Origin of the sequence: Curvibacter lanceolatus ATCC 14669, from assembly GCF_000381265.1 — a bacterium.
Classification (GTDB): Bacteria; Pseudomonadota; Gammaproteobacteria; order Burkholderiales; family Burkholderiaceae_C; genus Curvibacter; species Curvibacter lanceolatus.
In genome coordinates this window covers 47,345-70,487 of the sequence record NZ_KB906270.1, presented here as the reverse complement: position 1 = coordinate 70,487, position 23,143 = coordinate 47,345, and the positions used below count along the sequence as shown (strand labels likewise).

Annotated in this window: 13 protein-coding genes; 7 read left to right on the top strand and 6 right to left on the bottom strand. The window is 65.8% G+C overall.

Annotated features, from left to right (window positions below; translation table 11 throughout):
- Window positions 1-46 precede the first annotated feature (46 nt).
- Complete coding sequence (gene bcsZ / locus F624_RS0124155; RefSeq protein WP_245573729.1) at window positions 47-1,228, top strand: cellulose synthase complex periplasmic endoglucanase BcsZ; 1,182 nt, start codon at window positions 47-49, stop codon at window positions 1,226-1,228.
- Window positions 1,204-5,760 (top strand): cellulose synthase subunit BcsC-related outer membrane protein, encoded by a 4,557-nt coding sequence (locus F624_RS0124150; protein ID WP_031256122.1) that lies wholly within the window; start codon window positions 1,204-1,206, stop codon window positions 5,758-5,760. The genes bcsZ and F624_RS0124150 overlap by 25 nt, the downstream gene beginning before the upstream one ends.
- 265 nt (window positions 5,761-6,025) lie before the next feature.
- Here the strand turns inward: F624_RS0124150 and F624_RS0124140 are convergent, their stop codons facing one another.
- Window positions 6,026-7,645 (bottom strand): hypothetical protein, encoded by a 1,620-nt coding sequence (locus F624_RS0124140; RefSeq protein WP_031256121.1) that lies wholly within the window; start codon window positions 7,643-7,645, stop codon window positions 6,026-6,028.
- A gap of 926 nt (window positions 7,646-8,571) precedes the next feature.
- Between F624_RS0124140 and F624_RS35055 the strand changes: the two genes are divergently transcribed.
- Together F624_RS35055 and F624_RS0124125 are read left to right on the top strand one after the other, a co-directional pair.
- The gene (locus tag F624_RS35055; protein WP_157443612.1) at window positions 8,572-9,396 is read left to right on the top strand and encodes a PAS domain-containing protein; all 825 of its coding nucleotides are present in this window, start codon (window positions 8,572-8,574) and stop codon (window positions 9,394-9,396) included.
- A gap of 203 nt (window positions 9,397-9,599) precedes the next feature.
- Window positions 9,600-10,433, top strand: a complete 834-nt coding sequence (locus tag F624_RS0124125; RefSeq protein ID WP_019576946.1) for a hypothetical protein — start codon at window positions 9,600-9,602, stop codon at window positions 10,431-10,433.
- A gap of 2,104 nt (window positions 10,434-12,537) precedes the next feature.
- Here F624_RS0124125 and ssb read toward each other — a convergent pair.
- A complete protein-coding gene (gene ssb, locus F624_RS0124115; protein WP_019576945.1) occupies window positions 12,538-13,110 on the bottom strand; it encodes a single-stranded DNA-binding protein in 573 nt (190 codons plus the stop codon).
- 16 nt (window positions 13,111-13,126) lie between these two features.
- Window positions 13,127-14,326, bottom strand: coding sequence for an MFS transporter (locus F624_RS0124110; protein ID WP_019576944.1), 1,200 nt, complete (start codon window positions 14,324-14,326; stop codon window positions 13,127-13,129).
- Between the two features lie 160 nt (window positions 14,327-14,486).
- On the opposite strand from F624_RS0124110, the gene uvrA reads away from it, so the two are divergent.
- Window positions 14,487-17,432, top strand: coding sequence for an excinuclease ABC subunit UvrA (gene uvrA, locus F624_RS0124105; protein WP_019576943.1), 2,946 nt, complete (start codon window positions 14,487-14,489; stop codon window positions 17,430-17,432).
- Window positions 17,433-17,465: 33 nt separating this feature from the next.
- On the opposite strand, the gene F624_RS0124100 is transcribed toward uvrA, so the two are convergent.
- The gene (locus tag F624_RS0124100) at window positions 17,466-19,457 is read right to left on the bottom strand and encodes an EAL domain-containing protein (RefSeq protein ID WP_019576942.1); all 1,992 of its coding nucleotides are present in this window, start codon (window positions 19,455-19,457) and stop codon (window positions 17,466-17,468) included.
- A gap of 260 nt (window positions 19,458-19,717) precedes the next feature.
- Between F624_RS0124100 and F624_RS0124095 the strand changes: the two genes are divergently transcribed.
- Window positions 19,718-20,170: an acyl-CoA thioesterase gene (locus F624_RS0124095; protein WP_019576941.1), complete on the top strand. Its 453-nt coding sequence runs from the start codon at window positions 19,718-19,720 to the stop codon at window positions 20,168-20,170.
- Window positions 20,167-21,108 (top strand): EamA family transporter, encoded by a 942-nt coding sequence (locus tag F624_RS0124090; RefSeq protein ID WP_019576940.1) that lies wholly within the window; start codon window positions 20,167-20,169, stop codon window positions 21,106-21,108. Before F624_RS0124095 ends, F624_RS0124090 begins: the two co-directional genes overlap by 4 nt.
- A gap of 9 nt (window positions 21,109-21,117) precedes the next feature.
- On the opposite strand, the gene F624_RS0124085 is transcribed toward F624_RS0124090, so the two are convergent.
- Window positions 21,118-22,083, bottom strand: a complete 966-nt coding sequence (locus tag F624_RS0124085) for a M14 family metallopeptidase (RefSeq protein ID WP_031256115.1) — start codon at window positions 22,081-22,083, stop codon at window positions 21,118-21,120.
- A 4-nt stretch (window positions 22,084-22,087) separates the two neighbouring features.
- Window positions 22,088-23,086 (bottom strand): Bug family tripartite tricarboxylate transporter substrate binding protein, encoded by a 999-nt coding sequence (locus F624_RS0124080; protein ID WP_019576938.1) that lies wholly within the window; start codon window positions 23,084-23,086, stop codon window positions 22,088-22,090.
- Window positions 23,087-23,143: the final 57 nt, after the last annotated feature.

Here is a 23,143-nt window from a genome sequence, read left to right as displayed (position 1 = left end):
AGGGCCCCGACGAAGCTTCCTGACACATGTCCTGGCGCCACTGACCGTGGCGCCTTTGGTCTTGCTGGGGGGGCAAGCCCTGGCCGCACAGGCCCAGACCAGCAAGAGCCAGGCCCCCACGGCCAGTTGCAGGGCCAGCACCGACTGGCCGCTATGGGATGGCTTCAACGAGCGCTTTGCCCAGGAGGATGGCCGCATCGTCGACTTCAACGTCGCCCAGATGCACTCCACTTCGGAAGGCCAGTCCTATGCCATGTTCTTCGCGCTGGTCGCCAACCAGCCCGAGCGTTTCGAGCGCCTTTGGCGCTGGACAGTGGCCAACCTGGCCGGTGGCAACATCGCGGCCCGGCTGCCAGCCTGGCAATGGGGACAGCGCAAGGACGGCACCTGGGGGGTGATCGACAACAACCCCGCATCGGATGCCGACCTCTGGCTGGCCTACACCCTGCTGGAGGCCGCCCGCGTGTGGAAGAAGCCGGCCTACGAAGCCGATGCCCGCACGCTGCTGGCGCGGGTGATCCAGGACGAACTCGTCGACCTGCCCGGCTTCGGGAAGATGCTGCTGCCCGGCCCGGTCGGCTTCAGCTTCCCTGAGCAGAAACTGTGGCGCTTCAACCCCAGCTACCTGCCGTTGCCGCTGTTGCGCCGCTTTGCCCAGTTCGACCCCAAGGGCCCCTGGAGCGTGCTGGCGGGCAACACGGTGCGCATGATCAGCGACACGGCCCCGCGTGGGTACTCGCCCGACTGGGTGGCCTGGCGCCTGGCCGACAACGGCCGGGGCGGCTTTGTGGCCGACCCGCAAACGGGTGACGTGGGCAGCTACGACGCCATCCGCACCTACCTGTGGGCCGGCATGACCGCGCCCGCCGACCCGGCCGCCACCCCGCTGCGGCGAGCCCTGGGCGGCATGGCACAGGCCATCGAGCAGGCCGAGTTTCCGCCTGAAAAAGTACAGACCAGTACCGGTGCCGTGCAGGGCATGGGCCCGATCGGCTTTGCGGCTGCCCTGCTGCCCTACCTGCAGACAGACGGGCGCAACACCGCCTTGCTGCTGCAACACAAGCGGGTGCAGGCGCGGCTGTTTGATCCGGCCGCCCGTCTGCCCTATTACGATCACGTGCTCGGTTTGTTCGGTACAGGCTGGATCGAGAAACGCTACCAATTCCTGCCCACGGGCAGACTGCAATTACGCTGGGAGAAGGCATGTTCAACCGCCACCAAACGCTAGCCATGAGCCTGCTGGCCGCACTGAGTGTGCCGGCCGTGTTCGCCCAGGAACCCGCTGTCAAGGCCCTGCTGGAGCAGGGCAAGTACTGGCAATCGCGCGAGAACACCGAACGCGCCGCAGAAGCCTGGCAGAAGCTGCTCAAGCTCAACCCAAGCCAGCCCGAGGCGCTGGGCGGCATGGCCGTGGTCGAAGCCAGCAACAAGCGCTTTGACGAAGCCGCCAAGTACGTCGCGCAGCTCAAGAAGGCTGCCCCCAATTACCCGGGTCTGGCCAACATCGAGCAGTCGATCAACGTGATGCGCAACGGGCCGCAACTGCAGAACGCACGCGAACTGGCCAAGGCCGGCAAGCCGGCCGAAGCGGTCAGCACCTACCAGAACGCGCTGGGCGGCCAGGCCCCGCGTGGCCCGCTGGCCCTGGAGTACTACCAGACCCTGGGCGGCACCGCCCAAGGCTGGGAGTCGGCCCGCAAAGGCCTGGAACAACTGGCCCAAGAACAACCCGACGACGCCCGCATCGCGCTGGCCCTGGCCCAGCACCTGACCTACCGCGATGCCACCCGCCGCGAAGGCATTGCCCAACTGGCCCGGTTGGCCAGCCACCCCGATGTCGGCAGCGCCGCCATCGAGAGCTGGCGCAAAGCGCTGGTCTGGACCGGCAGCCGCAGCGCCGACATCCCGCTGTACCAGCAGTTCCTGCGCGCCTTCCCGGGCGACGCCGCCGTGCAGTCCCGCCTGAGCGAAATCGAGCGCCAGCAGAAACAGGCCCGCAGCCCCGAAGGCCCGGGCGCCGACCCGCTGCGCAAGCGCACCCAGGAGGCCTTCCGGGCCCTGGACGACGGTGACCTGGAAGCCGCCGAAGCCGGTTTTCGCAGCGTGCTGGAAGCCCGCCCCACCGACGGCGATGCCCTGGGTGGCTTTGGCGTGCTGCGCCTGCGCCAGGAGAACTTTTCTCAGGCCCGCGACTACCTCGAACGCGCCACCCGTCAAGGCCAGGCCGGCCGCTGGAAGAGCGCGCTTGACAGCGCCACCTACTGGACCTTGGTAGCCCAATCCACCACCGCGCGTGAAAACGGCAACCTCGACGCCGCCCGCCAAGCCCTGCAGCAGGCCGTGCGCCTGGACCCCAAGGAAACCACGGCCGAGAACGACCTGGCCGATGTGCTGGTCGAGCAAGGCCAGTACGACGCCGCCGAGGCCACCTACCGCCGCGTGCTGGCCCGCCAGGCCGACAACCCGGATGCCGTGCGCGGCCTGGTCGGCGTGCTGGCCCAGAACAACAAGGCTGACGAAGCCCTGCGCATCGTCGAGCGCATGAGCCCGACCCAGCAAGAGAAAGTGGGCGCCCTGGGCCGCCTGCGCGCCACACAGGCCCTTGGCCAGGCCAAGGCTGCCGCAGCCCGTGGTGACGACACCGGTGCCCGCGTGGCCCTGGAAAACGCGCTGCTCAACGACCCGGCCAACGCCTGGGTGCGACTGGACCTGGCCCGCCTGTACATCAAGCTGGGGGCCAAGGCTGAAGCCCGCGGCATCATGGACGGGCTGCTGATTTCCAACCCCAACATGCCTGAGGCGCTGTACGCCCACGCCCTGCTGTCGGCCGAAACCCAGGACTGGGCCGGTGCCATGGCCACCCTGGAGCGCGTCCCCGAAGCCAACCGCACGCGTGACATTGCCGCGCTGTACAAGCGGGTGTGGGTGCATGTGCAGGCCGACGGCGCCTCGGCCCTGGCCCTGCAAGGCCGCCAGGCTGAAGCGCTGGCCAAGCTGGCCCAGGTCGAGCCGTTCACCGGGCAAGACCCCGAACTGCTCGGCTCGGTCGCCCTGGCCTACACCGATGCCGGTGATGCCAACCGCGCCATGGCCACCATCCGCCAGTTGCTGGCACGCTCGGCCCGACCCGAACCTGGACTGCGCCTGCAGTACGCGGCCATCCTGCTCAAGACCAAGCAGGATGTGGAACTGGCTGGCATCCTGCGCCAGTTGCAGGGCACCCCCATGACACTGCAGCAGCGCGCCGCCTTCGACGAATTGCGCGTGGGTTACACCTTGCGCCAGGCCGAAGCCCTGCGAGAAGCGGGTGATCTGGCCGCCGCCTACGACACGCTGGCCCCGGTGCTGGCCGAGCGACCCAATGACCCGTTGGTGATGGGCGCGCTGGCCCGCATGTACGCGGCCAACAACGACTATGTGCAGGCCATCACCCTGTACAACCGCCTGCTCGAAAAAGACCCCAACAACCTGCAACTGCTGCTGCCGGCGGCCTCGCTGGCCATCTCGGCCAAAGAGTACGCCTATGCCGAATCGGCGATCCAGATCGCCCTGGTGCGTGCGCCCAACAACCCCGAGGTGCTGACTGCAGCGGCTCGCCTGTACCGGGCCCAGGGCAAGACCAGCAAGGCCACCGAGTATTTCACCGCCGCCGTGGCGGCTGAAAACCAACAGCGCAACGCCCAACTCGCCGCCAGCGGTGCCCTGGTACAGGCCCGTTCGTCCAACCCCTTTGCCAACCGCAGCAACCAGCCGCAACGCCAGCCCTTTGCCCCGCTGACACCGGGGGCCATGCCCACCGCCGTGCCAGTGGGCACCTCGTATGGCCCCAGCTCGATGGCCCCGGTCGCCGAACCCCTGCGCTTTGCTCCGGTGGCCGCACTGGGCACGCCCCCTGCCGTCGTGGCCACGCCGCGCGCAGCCACGCTGATCCCCGAACCCGCTGGTGCTGCACGCAACACAGTCGGCGCAGGCGCGGCCTCCAACCTGTCAACCTACCCGCCCACCGGTGCCGGCACGGCTCCCGCCCTGGTCGCGGAAGCCCCCAACCCCAACAACTACCAGACCCAGACCTACAAGCCCGCCCCGCTGGGCACCGTGGTGCCCTCCAGCAGCAGCGTGAACGAACGTGCCGCCCCGACGAGCACCGCGGTCAGCACACGCAATGGGGTCAGCAACACCGAGCCGGCCATCGGCAGCCGAAGCCGCAACGTCGGCAGTGCGGGCAATGCAGGCAATGCAGGCAATGCCAGCAGCCGCAATGTCGCCGACCGGGTCGCCACCCAGCAGGGCGGCAACAGCCTGATCAGCCCGGCCGAGGCCGCCGCAGCCACCTATTCGCGCAGCCAGCCTGTGCCCGCCAGCACGGCAGTGGCTCCGATCTACGCCGCGCAGCCGATTCCCGAGCCGGCCGCCATCTACAGCGGCAGCGTGCCGCCGGCCCCGAGCAATGCCACGGCCTGGGCCCCGGCCCCGGCCAACAACGGCTTCGCCCAACCCAGCCAGATTGCGCAGGCCACCAGCCTGTCGGCCGCCACCAGCGGCCGCCCGCGCAGTGCGGCCCTGGACGAGCTCAACGACATCCGTCAAGACCGCATTCCCGTGGTGTCGCTGGGCCTGGTGGCCCGTGTGCGCCAGGGTGAATCCGGCCTGAGCCAGCTGACCGACATCGAAGCCCCCCTGCAACTCAAGTTCGATGCTGGCGACGGCAAGATGACCCTGGGCATCACCCCCACCTCGCTGAACGCGGGCACGCCCGACCTCGACTACGGCACCCTCAGCCGCTTCGGCGGGGGGCCAGTCAGCTCGCTGGCCCTGCCCGATCGCTCCGCTGGAGGCCAGAGCGCCTCTGGGGTGGGGCTGAGTGTGGGCTACGAGTCGGCCAACCTGAAAATGGACGTGGGCACCACGCCGCTGGGCTTCAACAAGTCCGACGTGACCGGGGGCGTGAAGTACCGCATCCCGCTCAACGACGAGCTGACCCTGGTCGTGGACGGTTCGCGCCGCCCCGTGACGGACAGCCTGCTGTCCTTCGCCGGCACCAAAGACCCGCGCAGCGGCGACAACTGGGGTGGCGTGTCCTCCACCGGCGGACGCCTGGACCTGAACTGGGAAAGCGGTGACTTCGGCCTGTACACCTACGGTTCGCTGTACGGCCTGACCGGCACCAACGTGGCCACCAACACCCGCGTGGAGGGCGGCGGTGGTCTGTACTGGCGCCTGGACCGCAGCGCCAACTCGTCGCTGACGACGGGCTTGAACGTGACCGCGCTGAGCTACGACAAGAACCTGCGCTACTTCACCTACGGGCATGGTGGCTACTTCAGCCCGCAACGCTTCCTGTCGCTCAGCGTGCCTCTGGAATGGGCCCAGCGCAGCAATCGGTTCTCCTACCAACTCAAGGGATCTCTGGGCGTGCAGACCTTCCGGGAGGAAGCTGCCGCCTACTACCCGACCAGCTCATCACGCCAGGCGGCCGCCGTGCAGGCCGCCAACGACGCCTTTGCCTTTGGCACCGCCGGTTCCACGGCCACCGGCGCCGTGTACCCGGGCCAGACCAAGACCGGCCTGGGCTACAACCTGGGTGCGGCCATGGAGTTCCAGATGCACCCGCAATTGTTTGTGGGTGGCCAGCTGGCGCTGGACAATGCCCGCGATTACCGTCAGTTCATCGGTGGCATCTACCTGCGCTACGCGCTGCAACCCTACTCGGGCCTGCAAGCCCTGCCCGTGAACACGGTGAAATCGCCTTACGGCAACTGATCGCGCAGCACAGCCGCAGACTGAATCAAGCCCGCACCCGAAAGGGTGGCGGGCTTTTTTTCGGCACCCAGGGCCGATTCCGCAGGGGGCTGCGCACCACCGCCGGGGCCGCCGCGTTCGCCCACCGTGAGCCCGTCTTCCCCTCACAACAGCCCTGAGGCTCCAGACACTGGGGATCCACAGCGACCCCGACCATCGACCCTCCAGCCCGTGCGCCCAAGAAAAAAGGCCCCGAAGGGCCTTTTCAGAGTGGGCGTCGGTCCGCTCAGGACTTGGAGCCGATGAACACCAGGTTGGACCGGGTGGCGGCCCCGCTGTAACCCGCGGCCCCGATGCGCAGGCCGACCACGTTGTTGGCACCGTCAAACACCGCCGAGGCCGCACCCGACTGCACCGGCAGACCGGCCAGGGCACAGGTGCCGGCAAAAGTCAGGGTGTCGACGCGGTACAGATTGAGCGTGGTGTTGGTGCTGCTGTAGGCCGAGATGTTGCCCGTCAAGGTGCAGCCCGTGGTGGTGGTGCCGGTGATGACGCTCTTGGTGCCATCCGTGGTGTCGGCGGCGATCTTGAGGGTCAGGCCGGTGCCACCGAAGCCGATGGTCGAGCTGGTGTAGGTGCCATACAGCGCCGACACCGTGGGCAGGATCGGTGAGGTGTACAGGTTGGTGGTGTCGGGCACCATGCTGAAGGCCGTCTGGGCGCTCGAGGCCGTCGGGTCGGTGTACGTGCCGGTGAGGCTGCTCTGGGTGCGCACATCACCGCTGATGAGGATGCCCCCCGTGTACTGGGTCGACGCCAGGTTCTGGTTGGCAAAGTACACACCATCGGTCGAACTCAGGATGCTGGTGCCAGTGGCGACGACCAGATTGCCATACAGCGCGTCATAGCCGCCCCCCACTCGCTTGTAGAAGAAATACGAGTTGTCCGGCAGAACCATGGCGAACACATCGCCCGAACTGGTGCTGGTGGAACTCTTCCAGAAGCCCGCCGCCACCTGCTGGGTGGTCGCCGGCGTTGAGGTGCTGCCCGCCACCAGCACGCCATCGAGCACATAGGTGTTCAGGGTGGTGGTACTGCTGCGGGTGAACATCCAGATGCCGGTCTTGTTGCCCACCGTGTCGTATTTCAGGAAGGCAACACCGGATTGGGTGGTTCCGGTGGCCGCACAGGTGGTAATACCGCCCGACAGGTTGAGCACCACGTTATAGATCGCAGGGGATGCCGTGCTGTTGGCTGCCACCGTTTGGGGCGTGGCCGTGCCGGCCACGGTGCAACCCGACACCGTGCCGCTCAGGTTGCCCACCGCGTCTGCGGTCAGCACCCAGCTGCCGCCGAACAGCGCGCCACCGGTGTATTTACCCTGCAGCTTGGCGTAGGTGGCACCAAAGTTGTTCAAGGTGCTGTAGGTCATCTTGATCGAGGTGACCGCACCGGTGGCCGCTGCCGTGTTGGCCGGGTTGCTGTAGTTGCCGCTGAAGGTGTCGGTGCGCGCGGCCCCCGTGCTGGTGCTGGCCGTGCCGGCCAGGCTCAGCCCGGTGGCGAACTTGCCGTCCTGCACCGAGAAATAGGTGACATTCGTGGCCGCCACCGAGGCCACATCGACCCGCAGCAGCCCGTAGATGCTGTCATAGCCCGAGGTGCCGGCAGCGCCCTTGGCCAGGTAGAAATCTCCGCCCTTGCCATCGCTGCCACCGCTGACATAGCCCACCACATTGCGCTGGGCCGAGCCAGTGCCAGTGGTACCGGTCCAGATGCCGTCCATGAACTGCTGCGTGCCCGTGACCGCCCCCACGTTGGAGGTGTCCCCGGTGCTGCCGCCGCCGCAACCCGCCAGGGCCAACAGGCCAAGGGCAGGAACCCAATGTTTTAGCTTCAGTAACTTCAATTGCGTGATCCTCGTGACAGCCGCAGCCCCCGACCTTGGCGCAGACACAGGCCGCCCCAAAGCAAACTTACGCGATGTTACAGGCTTTGGCCCGGCCCACCCGCGCACGCCCGCCCGCTGAGACAACATTGTCACGAAAGCCCCACCACAAAGGACACCGCGCAGCGGTTGCACAACCTGCGCAACGGCGGTTCGCACACCAACGCGCCTGGAGACGCCGCCAGAATGGAAGCGAAACCAAGGCCCCATGCCGTGAATCTGAGGGGCCCAGCCTCGCCTCGAAGTCCATGGCGCTGCCAACTCAGCAGGCCTTTTCCACGGCAAATTCGAAGCAAAGGTCGGCGGGGGCCTTTCACCGGAAAGTTTTGCTCCGAGTGAATGAAAGTGACACTCAAAAATCAAATATGAAATATTTGCTCACGAGGTTCAACCCATTCCTCCAATGCGAAAAGAGGTGCCTCACCGGCCCGAAATGCTCATTCGCCAAACCGGGAATCTCCAACACTTGCTCGCCGGACTCTTGAATCACAGCAAAACACGGTCTGATTCTGTCCCAACTTTCAGCGAGCTGCATGGACAGGCGCGGGTACCGCAAAGACCGGCCCCCAGCGCTGGCGGGCTTCCCCAATAAAGCTCGCGGCGAACGCCGCCGAGAGCGGCTCCATGCCAGCACCATCCCCCCGCATCGCAGGGCACGGTGGAAGCATCCCCCAGCCAGCATTGAGGCCGCGCCCTGACGCTGTGCCGCGCTTTTCAAAGATCGTTTGACAAGCCCCGATTTTACTTATAAATTATATAAACAAGCACTATTGGCGACGGGGGAAAATCAATTTAGTCATTTGAAAAAATGATTAAATATTATAAATGATATATATGCCAGTGTGCTTGAGGGTTGTAAACAATAAATACCAAGAGTTGGAGTTCCTATGCACGTCTTTGCCAAGACACCAACGCGCCTTCACCCATTCACCCGGGAAGAGACCGCGGCCAGAAGCGGGAGGATCGGCCGTGCCAAAGAGCGCTCCAAACCATTTTTTGCCGATTCAGAATTCCACTGGCCCTCGTTCGAGGTCCCCCTGAAACCAGGCTTCAGGGGTGCCATCCACCCCATCAGGGCCGTGTTGCAGTGGCTCTCCGCGCACCTGCGGATCCAGCCCTCACCCAACGCCACGGCCTTCGTGGCACCAGAGACCTCGTGGTTAGGACAACCAGGTCGAGCACACGCACCTGAAGAAGCCATCGTCGCGCGACCCATGCGTGGTCAGGTGCGACACAACACCAAGACCAAAGGGCCTGTCGCCGCCAGCGAGCCCGCCCTGGACGCCTGGGTTCTGCTGGATGCCAACGGAGAATGCACCCGCATCAACGAAAGTTTCAGCACACTTTTCGACCTGCACATCCAGGATCTGATGCACATGCCACCGGCGGAAATCCTGGCCGCCGTCCAATTGAACTGCCAACCGCTCAAGCCGTTTCCACAATTCGGATACCTCTACGAGAAGATGCTGAACTCATCTTTGAATACACCCAACTACCAATGCATCATCGAGATCGATTGGCCCCGGAAGACGCTGGTTCAACTGTCACGCATGACCATCCGTTCAGAATCCATCTCCGGCATTTTGTTCTTCCGCGACGTCACACATTCCGTCATGGAAGCGGAAAAGCAGAAGAGAAGCCACATCAAGACCGACGAAGATTTGCGTCAGTATTTCAATGAGGTCTACGGCCTGGACAAAGCCGAGACCTGAGCGCCAAGCAGCCATGCACCTCTGGAGTTCCGGCAGAGCTTCACGGAGGATCCAGAGCACAGGAGAGGGAAATGAAAAAAACAAACTCACACACATCGGGCCACTCATGGCTCACCCGCCCCCCCCAGCTGGAACAGACTCACGGCGGCAGAGGGTCGTCAGGCCCCAACGCGTGACACGCCCCCCTCCTCCCTGGCCCGGCGATGAAGCGTTACCTCGAATGGGCGAGGGAGCAGGGGCCCCAGTTTTGGCGCTTTGGTCTTGAGCACTTCTGCATCTGCAGCGTCATCTTCATGCTGGCCTGTGTGTTGGAGCACTCAGCAGCCCTTCTTTCGGTGCAGCACAGCGATGCGGAACTGGTGCTGAGCACCCTGAATCGCGGCATCAGCTTCATCCTGGTGGTTATTTTTTCGAAAAGCGGTGCCATCGCCATCGGCGTGGCGCAGGGCTACATGGCGCAGGGCGTGCACGAGGCACTGCCCCTCATGAGCCAGCAATGGGCTCAGATCCTGCTTGCAGTGACACCATTGGTGTGCCGAATGGCGTCATTCAAACTGCTCGAAATCGACCCGAACCTGATCCGACTCAGCATTGGAAAATTTTCCAGTCTGGCCTTTTGCTATTCGCTCTTTCAATCGCTGCTATTCAGCGCAATAAATAAAATCATCGAAGGACCGTTGTCGTATACCGATTATTTTCGCCAAGATTTGATCAGCAATCTGCTTGGAATCGGACTCGCGGTTATTCAGCTTCGTTTTTTGATATTCATACTCCGAATCACATCCAAGAAATCAATTATTGAAGTAATAACCAAGCCGCTCAAAATAAGCCATCGATTTTTCGGACGGAACAATCAATTTCGAGCGGGTGTCGCCTTCGATGGATTGGGCAATGACCAGGTCGTTTTCCCGAAGCTTGGCCAGGCGCTTGTGCAAAGTGGCCGGCGAACCCAGTTCGCTCAGGCCGATGACCTGGCTGATCGTCAGGGGCTTGCCCTCGAACCAGCACAGGGTGATTGTCTCCAGAAGCGCCAATGAATTGACATCCAGATGATTCGACAAGGTTTCTGACTGAATGACCCGCGCCACTTGAAGAAAACGGAAATACGCGGCAGACAGCGGTTTTTTGGGATTCTCATCCATACCATTTGATGCTTTGGTCGATGTGAATTCCGAGGACTGGCCGGGTTGACTTATTAATACAGGCATCAGTGGGTCATCACAATTCGAAGGGTATATGGATTCCATGATTGGAGGGTTTTATGTATGACGCAGAACTGTCAAGAGCCAGCTTCTTCACGGTGTGCAGCCAATGTGGCACGCAGTTGAGCAAGCAGCCGCCGCGGCGATGGATGTCGTGCATTCCCACCGCCTGTCATTTCGGCTGCCCTTTCTGTTCTTCCGCCTATCTCGAGATTCTTGGCGTGCTCATCCGACTGCCTCCTTAGGACATCGCCGCGCCGGAGCCCATGGTCACCATGAACCTGTATGCAGACTCCAGTCGCCACCCCAACCGAAGCCATCCCAGACCGCAGGCGAGCCCCCCCCGGCAGAAGGCCTTCTGCCCGGAGGTCACTTGGCAGGCGCTTCATCCTGATGGCGCAGGCTGCGCTGGCATACGTGCGTTGACTCATGGTGGATCCGATGCTGGGAGGCTGTCGCGGTTCGTTCGGGATATGGGGCATTTTCGGGCCTTGCCAAGGGATCGACAGACCACCTCGACCCCGTGGCCGACCGATGGTTTTAGCAAACTGTCTCGAATTCTAGAAACGCAGACGGATGCCGTCATGAGGGGGGGAATAAATGATGTATCAATCTTTTCATATACGGTAATAGTTCACTGATTGGCGGGGGGCGCGCGCGCCAGGCTCACGGCGAGCGGCATCGCGGCAGCCAGCCCGGGTCGCCGGACACACACCCGATGACCACGGACCGCACTCCAGTTCTGGAGATGAAAGCGGCACCGATGGGAGAATGCCATGCTGCTTTGAAGCAGACTGTGCGGTGGCAGGGCCCACACGGCACCCGGGCTTTCGCGGAGGCCGTTCGGCGCGACCGTGATCCCGCGTCATGCAATCCAGAACTTCAGGCTGCACCGGGCTCCAATGCAGCCCCGTGGTCGATGCCGTATCCAGCCCAGGCAAGAGCCTGTCGACGCTCTTCATGTCAGTCATGGATTCCAGCGGCGATCACCGCCTCCTGTGCCATCAGTCTGTCAGCCGAATCAGTTGATGGGGCAAGGGGTGTGACGAGCCCTCTAGCCACGTCCATCCCCTTACACCGGGCCGGAGAACTCAGACCGGCGTCGCAGACATCGGGCTTTGAGGCCCCGGTGCCACCGTCATCAGCACGGTCACTTACAGAATGTAACAATTTGCTTCCTTCCTTGTCAAGAAGACCACTCACTGATGCTTCACGCGCATATTTTATACCTTTCATCTTTAAATTGATATTTTTTTACATATTTATCAAATACAAGCACTCAATCACTGCGGAAATTGAGGTGGAAAAGTAAAAATTTGCCAATGCATTCAAAGAATAGCCATGGGCGTGACGACTGGAAACATGGTTTTCATGAAGGTGTCGCACGCGTGGGGTCTGGCCGGCCGACGCTCCAGCGAGCGCCCACCCCTGCCTGGGAGACCGGCGGGTGGCGCAGCAAGGCACGCACGGGGGGCATGGTCAGGGCGTCGACCCGCCCGGGACAGCGCGGGCTCTTTCGCCAGACAAGAAGACCCGCGCAGGAGGAACCAGAAGTTGATCGACTGCCACCGAGATCGGGGACAAACCGGGCCCGATGGCCTGAGAGCTTGGAAAGTGCAGAACGGTGCCCGGCCCGCCGGGGGGGGCCACACCCTTCGATGCGGGTGTCGCGAAACCACAGGCCGGGCTTGCAACCCGCATGTGAAAGCGGGTCAGGTGGATCTTCTGGCACGTTGGCCTGCGCACGAGGCCATCGTCCCTTGGCAGAGACAGCCCCCTTGTGGACCAAGTGGATGGGTTGTCACCCATGTCGAATCCAGTCGGCGCCCCACGTTCAAAAACGGCCCCGCGACCATGGGGCCCAGCGGCTCATCATGCCAGCCGTTGCCGGCATGAGGCCCTGTCGGCGCACCTCATCAAGGTGCGGTAAAGCTCATCCTCAGAAGGGGATGTCGTCGTCCATGTCGTCAAAGCCCGACGACGGACGGCTGGCCATGGGGGCTGGGGCTGGGGCCGGGCGTGGGGCCGGGGCGCGTGCGGCAGGGGCTGCAGCCGGGGCGCGGCGCGGGGCGCTTTCGTAGCCACCGCCTTGGCCGCCACCCTGACCGCCACCGTAGCCACCGCCTTGACCGCCGCCATAGCTGCCGCCCTCGTCACCGCCGCCACCGCCCATGCCTTGGCGGCTGCCCAGCATCTGCATCTGGTCGGCGCGGATTTCGGTGCTGTATTTTTCGACGCCGGCCTGGTCGGTCCACTTGCGCGTGCGCAGCGAGCCTTCCACATAAACCTGCGAACCTTTGCGCAGGTACTGGCCTGCGATTTCAGCCAGGCGGCCGTTGAACACCACGCGGTGCCACTCGGTGGCTTCCTTCATCTCGCCCGACTGCTTGTCTTTCCAGCGGTCGGTGGTGGCGATGGTGACGTTGGCCACCTGGTCGCCGCTGGGGAAGGTGCGGATCTCGGGGTCGCGCCCCAGGTTGCCGACGATGATGACTTTATTGACAGATGCCATGGCTCAATTCTCCGATTCAGGGCGAGATTATGGCGTTACTGGGCGCGGCGACACGCCCCGGGGTGCTCATGGGCCAGGCCACCAGCAGCCACACGGCGCTGGCCAGGGTGCTGACCAGGAACAGGCCATGCAGGCCCACCGACCGAGCCAGCAGCCCCCCCAGGGCGCCACCGGCAAACAAACCCAGGGATTGCAGGGTGTTGTAGACGCCCAGCGCCGTGCCGCGCAGGCGCGCCGGCGCCAGGCGCGAGGCCAGGCTTGGCTGGCTGGCCTCCAGCACATTGAAGCCGCAGAAGAAGATGAACAGCAGGCCGCCCAGGGTGAGCAAGCCGGGCTGGTGATCGACCACCGCCCACAGGCCCAGTTGCACCAGGCCGATCAGCACGATGGCGGCCAGGAACACCGGGCGCAGGTGGCCTCGACGCTCCAGCGGAAACAGCGTGCCGCCCATGACCACGAAAGACGCCAGCACGGCCGGCAGGTACACCTGCCAGTGCAGGCTTTTCTCCAGGCCCGCCTGCACCAGCATCGAGGGCACGGCCACCCACATGGCCAGTTGCACCGCGTGCAGCACGAACACACCGAAATCAAGCCGCAGCAGCGAGCCCAGGGCCAGCACCTCGCGCAGGCTGCCACGGGGCGCGTCCACCGGCAGCGGCGGCGCCGTGGGCACACGCCACAGCACCACGGCCACGCCGCTCAAGGCCAGCAGGGCGATCAGCACGAACAGGCCCGACAGGCCCAGCCAGGCCGTCAGCACCGGCGCCAGCACCAGCGACAGCGCAAACATCAGCCCGATGCTGGCGCCGATCAGGGCCATGGCCTTGGTGCGCACCTCGTCGCGGGTCTGGTCGGCCAGCAAGGCGGTGACCGCCGCCGAAATGGCCCCGGCGCCCTGCAGGGCCCGCCCCAGCACCAGGCCGTGCAGCGTGCTGGCACCGGCCGAGATGAAGGCGCCCAACGCAAACAGCAACAGGCCGACCACGATCACGGGTTTGCGCCCGAAGCGGTCGGAGGCGATGCCGAAGGGAATCTGCAGCACCCCCTGGGTGAGCCCGTAGATGCCCATGGCCAGGCCCACCAGGGCCGGGTCATCGCCCCCTGGGTATTTGCGCGCCTCCAGGGCAAACACGGGCAGCACCAGGAACAGGCCCAGCATGCGCAGGGCAAAGATGAACGCCAGCGACTGGGTGGAGCGGCGCTCCAGCGCTGTCATAGCGGTTGATGCGGTCATGGAGTGTGAAAAGGGGGAGAGAAGCGAATGCGCGTGGCATTCAGGCACAAAAGCCATATTGTCAGCGAAGCCCGCCAAGCCGGCCTGTGCCAAACGGTGACGTGGTGTCTATCATGGTGGGTTTTTCCCAGCCCGGATCACCGTGAACCCCATTGCCCCCGACAGCGCCTCTACCGACGGCCCCTACCTGGCCAGCCTCGTCAACGAGCAGCGGCAGCAGCGCATCAGCGTTCGCGGGGCGCGCACCCACAACCTGAAGAACATCGACCTCGACATCCCGCGCAACCAGCTGGTGGTGATCACCGGCTTGTCGGGCTCGGGCAAGTCGAGCCTGGCCTTCGACACCTTGTACGCCGAAGGTCAGCGCCGCTATGTGGAAAGCCTGTCGGCCTACGCGCGGCAATTTCTGCAGTTGATGGACAAGCCCGATGTGGACGTGATCGAGGGCCTGTCGCCGGCCATTTCGATCGAGCAGAAGGCCACCTCGCACAACCCGCGCTCCACCGTGGGCACGGTGACCGAGATCCACGACTACCTGCGCCTGCTGTTCGCCCGCGCCGGCACCCCGCACTGCCCCACCCACGGCCTGCCGCTGCAGGCCCAGACCGTGAGCCAGATGGTCGACGCCGTGCTGGCCCTGCCCGAAGAGACCAAGGTGATGATCCTGGCCCCGGTGGCACGCGAGCGCAAGGGCGAGTTCGTCGAGCTGTTTGCCAGCATGCAGGCCCAGGGCTATGTGCGCTTCCGGGTGGATGGCGTGTCGCACGAGTTCGACCAGCTGCCCGCGCTCAAGAAGAACGAAAAGCATGACATCGACGTGGTGATCGACCGGCTGAAGGTGCGCCCCGACATGCAGCAGCGCCTGGCCGAAAGCTTCGAAGCCGCCCTGCGCCTGGCCGATGGCCGCGCCATCGCGCTCGAGATGGACGCCGACCCGGCCGCGCTGCGCCCGGCCGAGCACCTGTTCAACGCCCGCTTCGCCTGCCCGGTGTGCAGCTACTCACTCAGCGAGCTGGAGCCGCGGCTGTTCTCGTTCAACTCGCCGGTGGGCGCCTGCCCGGCCTGCGATGGCCTGGGCGCCACCGATGTGTTCGACCCGCAGCGCGTGGTGGGTTTCCCGACACTGAGCCTGGCCAGCGGCGCCATCAAGGGCTGGGACCGGCGCAACGCCCACTACTTCGCGTTGCTAGAAAGCCTGGCCGAGCATTACGGCTTCGACATCGACAGCCCTTTCGAGACTCTGCCCGAGGCCACCCGCCAGGCCATTCTCTATGGCTCGGGCATGGACGAGATCCGCTTCAGCTACGAGCTCGAAGGCGCCGCCGGCAAGGCGCCGCGCAAGGTGACCAAGAAGCACCCCTTCGAGGGCATCATCCCGAACATGCAGCGGCGCTTTCGCGAGACCGACTCACCCGTGGTGCGCGAAGAACTGGCCCGCCTGCGCAGCACCCAGCCCTGCCCCGACTGCGGCGGCGCCCGGCTGCGCACCGAGGCACGCCACGTGCGCCTGGGCGAGGGGCCCGAGGCGCGCGCCATCTTCCAGGTCAGCCACCTGACGCTGCGCGAGTGCCACGAGTACTTTCAGCAGTTGCACCTGCACGGCGCCAAGGCCGAGATCGCCGACAAGGTGGTGCGCGAGATCAGCTCGCGCCTCAAGTTCCTCAACGACGTGGGCCTGAGCTACCTGAGCCTGGACCGCAGTGCCGAGACCCTGTCGGGCGGTGAGGCCCAGCGCATCCGCCTGGCCAGCCAGATCGGCTCGGGCCTGACCGGCGTGATGTATGTGCTGGACGAGCCCAGCATCGGCCTGCACCAGCGCGACAACGACCGCCTGATCAGCACCCTGCAACGCCTGCGCGACATCGGCAACAGCGTGCTGGTGGTCGAGCACGACGAGGACATGATGCGCGCCGCCAACCACGTGATCGACATGGGCCCGGGCGCGGGCGTGCACGGCGGGCGCGTGATGGCCCAGGGCACGTTTGACGACATCCGCGCCAACCCGCAGTCGCTCACCGGCCAGTACCTCAGCGGGGCACGCCGCATCGAGGTGCCCACCCAGCGCCACGTGCAGAAAGACCCGGCCCAGGTGATCCGCATCACCGGCGCGCGTGGCAACAACCTGAAGAACGTGACGGTCGAGTTCCCGGTGGGCCTGATGACCTGCGTGACCGGGGTCTCGGGCTCGGGCAAGTCAACCCTGGTCAACGAGACCCTGTACACCGCGGCGGCTCACCAGATCCACCGCGCCCACGACGAACCCGCCGAGCACGACACCATCGAGGGGCTGGAGCAGTTCGACAAGGTGATCAACGTCGACCAGTCGCCCATCGGCCGCACGCCGCGCAGCAACCCGGCCACCTACACCGGCCTGTTCACCCCCATCCGCGAACTGATGGCCGAGGTGCCCACCGCACGCGAGCGCGGCTACGGCCCGGGCCGCTTCAGCTTCAACGTGGCCGGCGGGCGCTGCGAGGCCTGCCAGGGCGACGGCGTGGTGAAGGTGGAGATGCACTTTTTACCCGACGTCTACGTGCCCTGCGATGTGTGCCAAGGCCAGCGCTACAACCGCGAAACCCTGGAGGTGCAGTACAAGGGCCGCAACATCGCCCAGGTGCTGGACATGACGGTCGAGACGGCCCACGAGTTCTTCAAGGCGGTGCCCGCCATCGCCCGCAAGCTGCACACCCTGCTGGAGGTGGGCCTGTCGTACATCAAGCTGGGGCAGTCGGCCACCACCCTGTCGGGCGGTGAGGCCCAGCGCATCAAACTGGCGCTGGAGCTGTCCAAGCGCGACACGGGGCGCACGCTCTACATCCTCGACGAGCCCACCACCGGCCTGCACTTTGCCGACATCGACCTGCTGCTCAAGGTGATCCACCAGTTGCGCGATGCGGGCAACACCATCGTGGTGATCGAGCACAACCTCGACGTGATCAAGACCGCCGACTGGCTGATCGACATGGGCCCCGAGGGCGGCGCCGGCGGCGGCACCGTGGTGGGCGTGGGCACGCCCGAAGCCCTGGCCGCCCTGCCGGCCAGCCACACCGGGCGCTACCTGGCGCGGCTGCTGACGCCCCACGCCTGAGGCCGCCGCCACCCTCCACACACGCGTCAACGTTCAGACCGGCAACACCAGCCGCGGCCTGCGGCAATAGGCCAGGAACTCCTCGGGCGGCAAGGCGCGCGAGAACAGGTAGCCCTGCCCCATGTCCACCCCCAGATCTCGCACCTGGGTGGCCATGGCGGTGGTCTCCACCCCCTCGGCCACCACGGTGGCACCGCAGCGGTGGGCCAGCTCGACGATGTGCTGCACCACCACCAGCGACTTCAGCTCCCCCAGCGAGATCACCAGACTGCGGTCGATCTTGACCTCGGAAAACGAGAAGCGGGTCAGCAGCAGCAGGTTGGAGTAGCCCGTGCCGAAATCGTCAATCGACAAGGGCACACCCAGGGCCGTCAGTTGCGCCAGATTGGCTTGCACCAGGGGATCGTCGACCAGATCCGACCACTCCACCAGTTCCAGGCGCAACAGGGCGGACGGCACCCGGCACTGCGCCAGCAAGGCCTGCACCTGCTGTGCAAACCCAGGGATGCGCAGCGACTCGGCCGAGACATTGACCGCCATCGACACGCCGGGCAAGCGATTTGCCAGACCTTGCAACAGGTGCGCGGTGGCCGCCACGGTGGCCCATTCGACCTCGGCCAGCCGCCCGCAGCGGCGCGCCACCGTGATCACCCGCATGGGTGAGACGGACCGGCCCTCGGGCTCATTCAGCCGCAACAAGGCCTCGGCCCCCCCCACCTGGCCGTTGGCCAGGTGCAGCTTGGGCTGCAGCCAGATCGGCACCGTGCGCGGATCCGCCCAGCGGTTGATCTGGCTTTCGATGAAGGCATCCAGGGCCTGGTCCTGGCGCATCAGGCTGTTGAAATACGCCACCCCGCGCGGCAGCGAGTTCAGCGCCAGGGTGATCTCGCGGTAGGGCAGGTGCGGTGCTGGTGCCTCGTGGGCCGGGGCCAGATCCACCACCGCACAGCGGACGGCGGCCCGATAGCCTGGCCAGGCCCGACTGAGGCCCACTTCACAACGCCGCAGCGCAGCCTCCAGCTCGCCACGGTCTTCCAGCTCGGCCAGTGCTACCCCCTCGAGGAACAGGGCCAACGAGAAATCGCTGTATTGAAAGGGGGTCGGCCGGTAGTCCCTCAGGGCCGCCAGCACCTCGCGCAGCAAGGCCCCCCCTTGCTCCAGCCCGCCGCTCTTCCAAAGCTGCCAGGCCCGCTCATGGCCATGGCGCGACAGGAAGTCGCTCAGATTGCCCAGCTCCACCACCACCAGGCAGGCCGCCCGGGAGGGTTCAAGGCGCCAATGGGCCTGCACGCACTCACTCAGCGCACGGCGATTGGCCAGGCCGCTGACCGGATCGCGGCGCAGCAAGGCGTGCTCACGGGCCTGCTGGGCATCGATCTGGGCATCGGTGGCCAGCAGCAGCAAGGTGCAGTAAATGACCAGCAAGGAGATGGGCAACACCGCGGCACGCCCCTGCCACAACAGCACCAGAGTCTCAAAGGGGGTGTCGGAAAGCACCATGCCCACCCAGGCCCCCAGAGCGGTCGACAGCAGGCGACCGGCCCAGACCCACAGCACGGTGTGGGCCTGCAGGTGCAGCAAGGCACGTGGATCGATCAGCAGGCGCAACACCCAGCCGCACAGCACATGGATCGAACCATCGGCGAGTGCCGCCCCCAGGTGCATGATGCCGCCGTACTGCCAGCGGGCCAACTCGACCATGGCAAAGCTGAGCAGCCCGCCGCGCCAGCCTCCCAGGTAGGCCCCCAGGTACAGAAAGTCGATCACCAGGGTGGGGCGCACTTCGCTTTCGCCGTAGTTGGACACCATCGCCCCAATCACATAGCCCGCGCTCCCCACGGCCAGACCCAGGGCCAGACTGCGCTGGCGCAGCGGCAGCCCATGGCGGCGGCACACCAGCAGCACCGCGGCCAGCAAGCCCACCAAGGCGGCACCCTGCAGGCACAGCAGCGGGGTGTCGGGCGGCAGCAGGCGCAAGAGGCCGGACAGCGGCTGCTGCAGCAATTCATACAGGGCTGTGGCCATTCGGGCTCCAGGTCGGGTAGAAGAAAGGACCGCACGCTTGACCAACTTGGCAGCAGGGAAACAGCCCAGGCACGCCCTCCGAAATCAGGACCAACGGCCTGCTTCAAAGGAACGCCGGTGGATTTTTGACACCACCCCTCGTTTTTTCACACGGCCAACCGACCAGCGGGCCCCGCTGTGGCGCGCCCCACCACAAGCGCCCCAGCAAGACAACCGCTGGTCGGGAATAATGCGACTTTCAGCGACTCCTTACCCCCACCATGCATTCCATCGTCCTGCGCTTTCTCGCCGAACCCAGCACCGTCAATTTCGGCGGCAAGGTGCACGGTGGCACCGTGATGAAGTGGATCGACGAGGCCGGCTATGCCTGCGCCACCAGTTGGTCCAAACGTTATTGCGTGACCGTCTTCGTGGGCGGCATCCGCTTCCACCGCCCGATCATGATCGGCGACCTGGTCGAGGTCGAAGCCCGCCTGGCCTACACCGGCACCACCAGCATGAACATCTCGGTCGAGGTGCGCAGCGGTGACATGAAAAGCGGCCAGATGGCCAAGACCACCGAATGCCTGATCGTGTTCGTGTCCCTCGATTCGCACGGCCACACCATCCCGGTGGACACCTTCTCGCCCGAAACCCCGGGCGACATCGCCCTGGCCCAGCGCGCCAAGGCCCACATCGAGGCCGCCAAGGCCAACCCCCAGGCGCCGCATTGACGGCGGCCCCTGCCCCCATCCCCGCCGCGGGCCTGAGCCGCACCGACCTGCTGGCCGCGCTGTGCGTGGTGGTGGTGTGGGGGCTGAACTTTGTGGCCATGAAGGTGGGGCTGCGTGACTTCACGCCCTTCCAGCTCGGCGCTGCGCGCTACCTGGTGGCGGCTTTTCCGCTGGTGCTGCTGGTGCGGCGCCCGCAGGTGGCCTGGCGCTGGCTGCTGCTGTATGGCCTGACCCAGGGCGTGGGCCAATTCGGCTTTCTGTTTTGCGCCATGCAGGTGGGCATGAGCGCCGGCCTGGCCTCGGTGCTGCTGCAGACCCAGGTCTTCATCACCGCCGTGCTGAGCTTTGTGCTGCTGGGCGAGCGCGCCGGGCGGGCGCTGCAGCTGGGCCTGCTGCTGGCCTGCGCCGGCCTGCTGTGCTTTGCACTCAACTACCTGGCGCCGGGCGGCGGGGCCGGGGCCACCACCTTCTGGGGTTTTGTGCTCAATCTGTGCGCTGCGGCCATGTGGGCCAGCTCCAACATCGTGATCCGCAAGGCGCGCGAACACAGCCCCGACATGGACCCGCTGGGCTTTGTGGTGTGGAGCTGCCTGGTGCCGGTGCTGCCGTTTGCCGCCCTGTCCTGGTGGCAGGACCCGCCCGAGCTGCGCTGGCACTGGCTGCAGGCCCCTCTGCTGGCCTGGGCCGCCGTGGCCTACCTGGCCTGGATGGCCAGCGTGCTGGGCTATGCGCTGTGGACGCGGCTGCTGCAGCGCCACCCGGCCAACCGCGTCGCCCCTTTCAGCCTCGGGGTGCCGGTGGTGGGCCTGAGCGCCGGCATGCTGCTGCTGGGCGAGGGCATCACGCCCTGGCAATGGGGCGGCATCACGCTGGTGGTGATGGCCCTGGCTTGCGTGCTGGGCGGCGATGGTCTTCTGAAAAACCGCCGCCTGCGCTGACTCACCGCCTCACAAGGGGCTGCGGCGGGCGAAGCGGACCACGGTGACGCCGGCGCGGGCCTGGCGCACCGAGGGCATCACCAGCACGCAGTCGTCGTAGGGGGTGGTGACGGACTCGCCCTCGTTCCAGCCGATCACGGTGCCGGCTTTCTCGATCATCTCCAGGCCCTGGAAGGGCTCGACAAAACGGAAGGCCGGGCTGCGGGCCACCACGGGGCCGGTCACCTCCAGCGCCCACTGGCGCGGGGCGGGCGGCTGCAGCCAACCCGGCAGGGCGGCCAGCAGCACGGCCTCATCAACCGTGCCGGACTCGCGCAGAAAGCGCAGGCAGGCGTCCTGGGCCACGCTGCGGCTGGACAGGTCGCCATGGAAGCCGCACTCGATGAGCAGCGAATGCGTGCCGTTGTCGGCCAGCTCGCCGAAGCGGCCGAAGTCGCGCATGCGCACGCCATCCTTGTGCCCGGCGTCGACCACGATGTGCTCAGGCGCGCCCAGGGCGCGGGCCAGCGCCCGGTTGCGCGGCTGCACGCCGGTCAGCAGCAGGGGCTGGCCGCGCTCGTGCATGGAGTGCAGGTCGAGCAGCCAGTCGGCCTGTTCGACAAAGGGGCGCAGCTGGGCGGCGCGCCGGCGCTCCTGGCTGCCCCCGGCCTCGATGCGCTCGACCAGCCACTGGCGGTTCAGGTCTTCGTCGACAAAGCGCGAGGCATCGTGGTTCAGGGGGTCAAAACGGTCGAACGCGGCCAGGTTGCAGAAGGCCAGCGTGAGGCGGCCGCGCTGCGGCCGCAGACCGGCCTGCAGCAGGCCCAGCAGGGCCCAGGCACCGCACAGCTCGTTGCCATGCACCAGGGCGCTGATCATCACGTGGCGGCCGGGCTGGTCGCCGTCAAACTGCCACACGCCTTCGACTCCGGTGTTGCCGGTGCGCCAGGGGCCCAGGTCGGGACAGGGCAATGCGAATTCAGGGGATGCGGTCACGGGGTCACTCCTCGATGCGGGCAAATTCAACAATGCGCTTGTACTTGGCGCTTTCCTCGGCCATGAAGCGGGCCAGGTCCAGCTGCGGGTTGGCCACGGTGGAGCCGGTCTCTTCGAGCTTCTTGCGCACCTCGGGGGCCTGCAGGGTCTCGGCCAGGGCCTTCTTCAGGCGGGCAGCCACCGGCTCGGGCAGGCGGGCCGGGCCCAGCAAGGCGAACCAGGAGCTGATGTCGATGTTCTTGAGCGCAGGCGTCTCGGCCACGGCGGGCACGTCGGGGGTGGCTTGCGAGCGCTTGCGCTCGGTGGTGCCCAGGGCCAACAGCTTGCCGCTCTTGATCAGCGGCAGGCCGCTGGACAGCACGAACACGCCGTAGTCCACATTGCTGCCGAGCAAGTCGGTGGTCAGCGGGGCCACGCCACGGTAGGGGATGTGGGTCATGAACAACCCGCCCTGGTCCTTGATCATCTCGCCGGCCAGGTGCAAGGCCGTGCCCACGCCTGAGCTGCCATAAGTGAATTTGCCCGGGTTGGCCTTGACCTGCTTCATGAAGTCGGCCACGGTCTTGACCCCCGTGCGCGGCGAAGCCACCAGCACCATGGGCTGCGAGGCGATCAGCCCCAGGGGGGTGAAATCGCGCAGCTCGTACTTGACCGAGGCCGGAGCCACCAGACGCTTGATGGCGATCTCGTTGTTGGCACCCACCAGCAAGGTGTAGCCGTCGGCCGCGGCGCTGGCCACCTTCTGGGCCCCGATGGCGCCACCGGCGCCGCCCAGGTTCTCGATCACCACCGGCGTGCCCAGGCGGCGCGACAGCTCGGGGCCGATGGTACGCGCCATCAGGTCGGTACTGCCACCGGCCGGGTAGCCGACCACCAGGGTGACAGGCTTGTCGGGATAGCCCTCGGCCTGGGCCAGCGGAGCCAGCGCGGTCAGAGCACCCAGCGTGCTCAACAAGGGCCAGAGCGCACGGCGGCGCAAGGACAGGGGAGATTCAGTGTTCATCGACAGGCTCCGGACAAGACAAAACGTGACAGAGGAGAGGGGCAGAGGAGAGGGGCA